This window comes from Bartonella sp. B23 (genome assembly GCF_053793815.1).
In genome coordinates, this window is the sequence record NZ_CP200033.1 from 1,721,289 (window position 1) to 1,727,590 (window position 6,302).

Annotated in this window: 5 protein-coding genes; 2 read left to right on the plus strand and 3 right to left on the minus strand. The window is 39.6% G+C overall.

Translation table 11 applies throughout. The features are described from left to right. Genes V4B17_RS07450 through ccmA form a run of 3 tightly spaced genes read right to left on the minus strand, consistent with a single transcriptional unit; the run spans window position 1 to window position 2,085 of the window. Window positions 1-750, minus strand: a complete 750-nt coding sequence (locus tag V4B17_RS07450) for a heme ABC transporter permease (protein ID WP_455479497.1) — start codon at window positions 748-750, stop codon at window positions 1-3. A gap of 46 nt (window positions 751-796) precedes the next feature. After that, window positions 797-1,462 carry a heme exporter protein CcmB gene (ccmB, locus tag V4B17_RS07455; RefSeq protein ID WP_455479498.1) on the minus strand — a complete coding sequence of 222 codons (666 nt, stop codon included), beginning with the start codon at window positions 1,460-1,462 and terminating at the stop codon, window positions 797-799. Window positions 1,463-1,467: 5 nt separating this feature from the next. Beyond that, complete coding sequence (gene ccmA, locus V4B17_RS07460; protein WP_455479499.1) at window positions 1,468-2,085, minus strand: heme ABC exporter ATP-binding protein CcmA; 618 nt, start codon at window positions 2,083-2,085, stop codon at window positions 1,468-1,470. Between the two features lie 298 nt (window positions 2,086-2,383). Here ccmA and acnA point away from each other — a divergent pair, with 298 nt between their 5' ends. Then, window positions 2,384-5,071 carry an aconitate hydratase AcnA gene (gene acnA / locus V4B17_RS07465; RefSeq protein WP_455479500.1) on the plus strand — a complete coding sequence of 896 codons (2,688 nt, stop codon included), beginning with the start codon at window positions 2,384-2,386 and terminating at the stop codon, window positions 5,069-5,071. Between the two features lie 231 nt (window positions 5,072-5,302). Then, the gene (gene rpsT, locus V4B17_RS07470; protein WP_455479501.1) at window positions 5,303-5,569 is read left to right on the plus strand and encodes a 30S ribosomal protein S20; all 267 of its coding nucleotides are present in this window, start codon (window positions 5,303-5,305) and stop codon (window positions 5,567-5,569) included. Window positions 5,570-6,302: the final 733 nt, after the last annotated feature.

Genomic DNA, 6,302 nt, shown 5'->3' on the forward strand with positions numbered 1-6,302 from the left:
CTATGGACAATGGGCTTTTTTTATCTGAAGTATTTGAATATGGCGACGATTGATTTCGTTTCGCATAGCCATCAAATAGAGCAAAATAAACATAAAGCTGAAACAAAATACCATTGTTATGAGGGGCCATAACATAGAATGTTCGATTGTTGGGCCTCCTGAACGCAAAAGCGATGCTGATTGATGCAGTGTATTCCACCAATTAACAGAAAATTTGATAATGGGGATATTCACAAATCCCACGAGTGTGAGAATTGCTGTAGCGTGTGCCGCTTTTTCTTGGTTATCAAAAGCGCGAGCAAGCATAACAATGGCAAGATAAATAAAAAGTAGGATTAAAACTGATGTGAGCCGTGCGTCCCATACCCACCATGCCCCCCATATCGGGCGTCCCCAAAGCGCACCTGTCATCAGAGCCAAAGCTGTAAAGATTGCTCCAATGGGTGCACCACATTTAAGTGCTACATTAGCGAGATGATGTCTCCAAATTAAACTTCCTAACGCAGCAGTACTTATGATGATATAACAAAATATAGAGAGCCACGCGAAGGGTACATGAATATACATAATCTTTACGGTAATACCTTGCTGATAGTCGTCAGGAGAATGCTTAATCAGAATTAATCCTAAGACAAGAAGACATAGTGTCATACCAGTTAGCCAAGGCAAAATAACACTGCTTATTTCCATAAAACGGGTTAAACTTGTTGGGAGTGGCTTCATTTTATGTATGCGAGATATTTTATTCATGAAATTTATAATAGATAGAGTTTTGCTTTACGGCAATCATCTTTTACTATTCTGATAAAAGCTTGAGCGTTATAGCAGCAACAAAAGAGCCAAAGAGGCTCAAAAGAAGTGAAAAAGCGATAAGAAGAGTCAAGGCAGCGAGAAAAGAAACATGCGGATTTATTGGAGCTGTAGCAGCTGAAACACCGAAAATCATGATTGGAATAATCCATGGCAAGATGATGATAAAAATGAGAAGAGTGCTGTGCAACAATGACGTTGTAAGAGCTTCTCCTATAGCACCGATGAAAGTAATGGCTGGTGTTCCACATAAGAGAGTAAGTATTGTTGTGAAAGTTATTGTGGCATTTAAATGAAGCATAAGCGCTAAAATAGGAGTGACAAAAATAAGGGGCAGCATCGTTCCTACCCAATGGGCAAGGCATTTGGTAAATACAATCAGTATGAAGCTTCGTCTTTGTCCAGCGAGGATGAATTGGTCGAGATTTCCATCATCACGATCGGTTTGAAAAAGTTTATTTAAGTTTAGAAGTCCTGCGAGAAGGGCTCCGATCCATAATATACCTGGGCCTATTTGTGCGAGAACTTTAGGATTTGGCCCAATGGCGAAAGGGGTTATCATGATAACAGCGATGAAAAACAAAAGCCCTGTTAACGAAGAAGCTTGTGGTGCTAAAATTAATCTAAGATCACGCCAGAAAAGTGCTTTCATTTTTTTCACTCCTGGGAAGGTAAAAATTTTTCCAAAGCAATTTTATGATTTTCTGGAATGCCTAGGGGATTGTGAGTTGCAGCAATAATCATACCACCTTGATTTAGATGGCGCTGAAAAATATTGGTAAGGAGAGTTTGAGCATAGCTATCAATTCCTAATATTGGTTCATCTAAAATCCAAATAGGACGATAGGAGAGCAAAAGGCGAGCAATGGCTACACGTCTTTTTTGTCCAGTTGATAGAACATTGAAGGATAAGTGTTCAAGATCAGAAAGACCAATATCAGTGAGGGCTTCATGCGGATAATGCAGATATTGTCCGTAAAATGTTGACCAAAATTGCAGATTATCAATGACGGATAAAAAAGGTTTCATAGCGTTTTGAGGGCCAAGATAATGACACGCAGTTGCTACCGGATACGTTTGTTTCTGGTCTTTAAGTATTATACTTCCTTCTGCAGCTTCAAGAAAACCAACAATGATTCGCAATAATGTAGATTTTCCGATTCCATTTGGACCTGTAATAGTCATAAGTTGCTGTGGAAATAAACAGAAGGAAAGACCTTGAAACAGGATTTCTTCGTTCCTGTGAGCTGCTAAATTTTTGCCCGATAACATCATGTGCTTACCTATTTTGCTTTTTTCTATAATCTTTATTGCATTATAAGACAAAAAAACACGTTTTTTATGCAATTATACCTAGAATAGTTCTAGAAATAGTTCTATAAGGAACGTGTTGCATCAAAATTTGGTGTAGAATGGTCTTTAGTGCCGATTTCCGAATTTGCTGATAAAAAAGGCAGAGGAAGAAATGGAAGGCAGGTGTGGTTACGTCTGCACTCAAGCTGCGACCTTGACTCGTAGTTTGTGTTTTTTGTTCCGAGAAATTATATAGTTTGTAGTATGAGGGTAGACAGTTGTGACTCAAATTGATAGCTTTAATTGTTGCAGAACTTTAAATGTTGGTGGCAGGCAATATAACTATTATAGTTTGATTGAGGCAGAAAAGAATGGACTTCCAGATGTTTCTCGCCTGCCGTTTTCAATGAAGGTGATTCTTGAAAATTTACTGCGTTTTGAAGACGGACGTTCGGTCAAAAAAGAAGACATTTTAAACGTTGCTAAGTGGTTAAATGACAAAGGCGCTGCTGGTGCAGAAATTGCCTATCGCCCTGCGCGCGTTCTTATGCAAGATTTTACGGGTGTTCCTGCTGTTGTCGATCTTTCTGCGATGCGTGATGCCATGGTAAAACTTGGGGGAAACGCTGAAAAGATCAATCCTCTCATCCCTGTTGATCTCGTCATTGATCACTCCATTATCGTTGATTATTTTGGTAATCCTATGGCTTTTAACGACAATGTTGGGTGCGAATATGAACGCAACAGTGAGCGTTATCGTTTCCTTAAGTGGGGACAGCAAGCGTTTCAAAATTTTCGCGTTGTTCCTCCAGGAACGGGAATTTGCCATCAGGTGAATCTAGAATATTTAGCACAATGTGTGTGGATAAAGGATGAGAGAGGGTCTCAGACAGTCTATCCTGACACTTGTGTAGGAACTGATTCGCATACAACTATGGTGAATGGTTTAGGCGTTTTAGGTTGGGGTGTTGGTGGTATTGAAGCAGAGGCGGCAATGTTAGGCCAGCCCGTTTCTATGTTGTTGCCTGAAGTGATTGGTTTCCGTCTAACAGGTAGGCTTAAAGAGGGCGTAACTGCTACTGATTTAGTATTAACGGTTACGCAAATTTTACGCAAGAAGGGTGTTGTCGGTAAATTTGTTGAATTTTTTGGTTCAGGTTTGGAGCATATGACACTCGCTGATCGAGCAACGATTGCGAATATGGCACCAGAATATGGGGCAACCTGTGGTTTTTTTCCAATTGACAAAGAAACAGTGCGTTATCTCAATATGACAGGGCGTGATGAAAGTCGTATTGCTCTAGTAGAAGCTTATTCAAAAGCACAAGGGATGTGGCATGATAAGATGATTGTTGATCCCATTTTTAGCGATACAATTGAATTAGATATGGAAAGTGTTGTGCCTTCTATGGCCGGTCCTAAACGTCCTGAAGGGCGTATTGCGTTAGAAAATATTGGGCAGGGTTTTAAAGCAGCATTGTCTAGTGATTATAAGAAGACTGTTGGGCAAGATAACCGTTATAGGATTGAGGGTAAGGGATATACACTTGGTCATGGTGATGTGGTGATTGCTGCAATTACTTCTTGTACGAATACATCAAATCCAAGCGTTCTTATTGCTGCAGGTCTTTTGGCACGTAATGCTGTAGCGAAAGGTCTCAAGAGTAAACCGTGGGTTAAGACTTCTCTTGCGCCTGGTTCGCAGGTCGTTGAGGCTTATCTTACCAATTCCGGTTTGCAAAAAGATTTAAATACACTGGGGTTTAACTTAGTTGGCTTTGGGTGCACGACATGTATAGGAAATTCTGGTCCTTTGTATCCGGCCATTTCAAAAACGATAAATGATAATGGCTTAATCACTGCTGCGGTTCTTTCAGGAAACCGTAATTTTGAAGGGCGTGTATCGCCTGATGTGCAAGCCAATTATTTAGCATCGCCACCGCTCGTTGTTGCACACGCTTTGGCTGGAACAGTGCGTAAAGATTTAACCAAAGAGCCTCTTGGTGAAGGTTCAGATGGACAACCTGTTTATTTGAGAGATATTTGGCCAACTTCTCAAGAGATACAGGAATTTATCGAGAAAAATATTACACGTAAGATTTTTGTCGATAAATACATGGATGTTTTTAAGGGAGATGAAAACTGGCAAAAAGTTCAAGCTCCAACGGGTGTTACTTACTCTTGGGATGAGCAATCAACGTATGTGCGTAATCCACCATATTTTTATAATATGCAGAAAATCCCTGAAGTGCTGTCGGATATCAAAGAAGCACGAATCCTAGGTTTGTTTGGTGATAAAATCACGACAGACCATATTTCTCCTGCTGGTGCCATTAAAGTTGATTCTCCTGCTGGAAAATATTTAACTGATCATGGGGTTAAAGTGACTGATTTTAACCAGTACGGAACGCGTCGTGGAAATCATGAAGTTATGATGCGGGGAACCTTTGCCAATATTCGCATTCGTAATTTCATGCTAGGGGAAAATGGTCGTGAAGGAGGTTATACAGTTCATTATCCATCAGGAACAGAACAAACGATTTATGATGCAGCAATGGCGTATAAGCGGGAGGGTGTTCCGCTTGTTGTTTTTTCTGGTATTGAATACGGCAACGGTTCATCTCGTGATTGGGCGGCTAAGGGTACCAATCTTCTTGGTGTAAAAGCGGTAATTGCCCAGTCTTTTGAGCGGATTCATCGCTCTAATCTCGTTGGCATGGGGATTGTACCATTTGTTTTTGAAGCGGGTGTAAGTTGGCAATCACTTGGTTTGAGAGGAGATGAAAAGGTAACGATTGAAGGAATTCATGATTTAAAACCCCGTCAGAAAACTGTGGCTACAATCACTTTTGCTGAGGGAACGGTAAAAGCTGTTCCACTGTTGTGCCGTGTCGATACTGAAGACGAGCTGGATTATCTGCATCATGGTGGAATTTTGCAATATGTTTTGCGTAATCTGGCAGTTTAGATGCGTTATTTATTGATGAATGATTTTAAATTATGAATGTAGGTTTCAAGAGATTTGGATTTGTTTTTTACACTTTTCCTTGAAAATTCGATTGACGTTGACTTGAGGATTGCATTATAAGCTGTGCAGTTATCAACAACCCTGTAGTGTTGTGTGGATTGGATTTATTTGTGTTGGTAGAGGTATCGTTTAGACTGGCCCTGTCCAATGTATTGAAAGAGAGATATATTTATGGCGAATACACCTTCAGCTCAAAAAGCGGTTCGCAAGGCTGCGGCGCGCACCCAGGTTAATAGAGCTCGCCGTTCACGCGTTCGTACCTTCATGCGTAAGTTTGATGATGCTTTGGCTGGTGGTGATAAGGCGTGCGCGGAGATAGCATTTAAGAATTTTGAACCTGAAATTATGCGTGCTGTTTCCAAAGGGGTTTTTCATAAAAATGCTGCGGCACGAAAAGTATCGCGTTTAGCAAAGCGTTTGAAGGCTCTTAACGTTTAAGTTTTTGCGATTTTGTTAAAAATCAAATTTGTTAGGAATCAAACCAGCATCCCTGTGGATGCTGGTTTTTTTGTTTTCAGAAAATTCCACACTTTGCTTTTTAAGAAGGGAAATTTGCAGCGATTCTTTCCATGAAAAGGGAGAGAAAATTTGTAGAATTTTTATGGTTATCCACAACCTTTGTGAATTTTTGCAGAGTCTTTTTTGTCAAGCATTTTTATTTTTTTTTTTTCATCTGAAAAGATTCTTTAATTATTGGTAAATTTAGAGAAAAAAAATGAATTGAATCAATTATTTTTCTCATTTTTTGTTTATGTGAGTAGGTTTATGGCGGTTTTTTAGAGGCTTTTGATTTTATTTTGACCCCTTGCATTTTACCTCTGCTGTTTTGTATGTTTCTTATGGAAATTAAAAATGTACAGGGGTCACAGTGTTTCATAATCCTATATTACATTGGGTGTAAGGTTTTTTAGTTTAGGCTATTATGAACTCTTGTTTTGGGTAGGTATTCCGGCGTTTTTTAGTTTTCTTGATCGGTATGTTTGCCATTTTAGAAGAATGGATCGTATCATGAGGGCAAGTAAATCTTATTGGTCATCTTTATTTGTGGGGTTGTAATGAAACTATCCTAGGGGGGGATAAGTAATCTTATTTGGGGTAGGGCGTTTTGCTTTTGCTAGGTTTGTTTTTAGCTGTTTGGCAGGACAAAATTTTATTTTTATCAGGATGAAAG

Bases quoted from the DNA above. Each gene is read 5' to 3' on its own strand.
- ccmA (WP_455479499.1), bottom strand. From the start codon at position 2,085: ATGATGTTATCGGGCAAAAATTTAGCAGCTCACAGGAACGAAGAAATC.
- V4B17_RS07450 (WP_455479497.1), bottom strand. From the start codon at position 750: ATGAATAAAATATCTCGCATACATAAAATGAAGCCACTCCCAACAAGT.
- ccmB (WP_455479498.1), bottom strand. From the start codon at position 1,462: ATGAAAGCACTTTTCTGGCGTGATCTTAGATTAATTTTAGCACCACAA.
- rpsT (WP_455479501.1), top strand. From the start codon at position 5,303: ATGGCGAATACACCTTCAGCTCAAAAAGCGGTTCGCAAGGCTGCGGCG.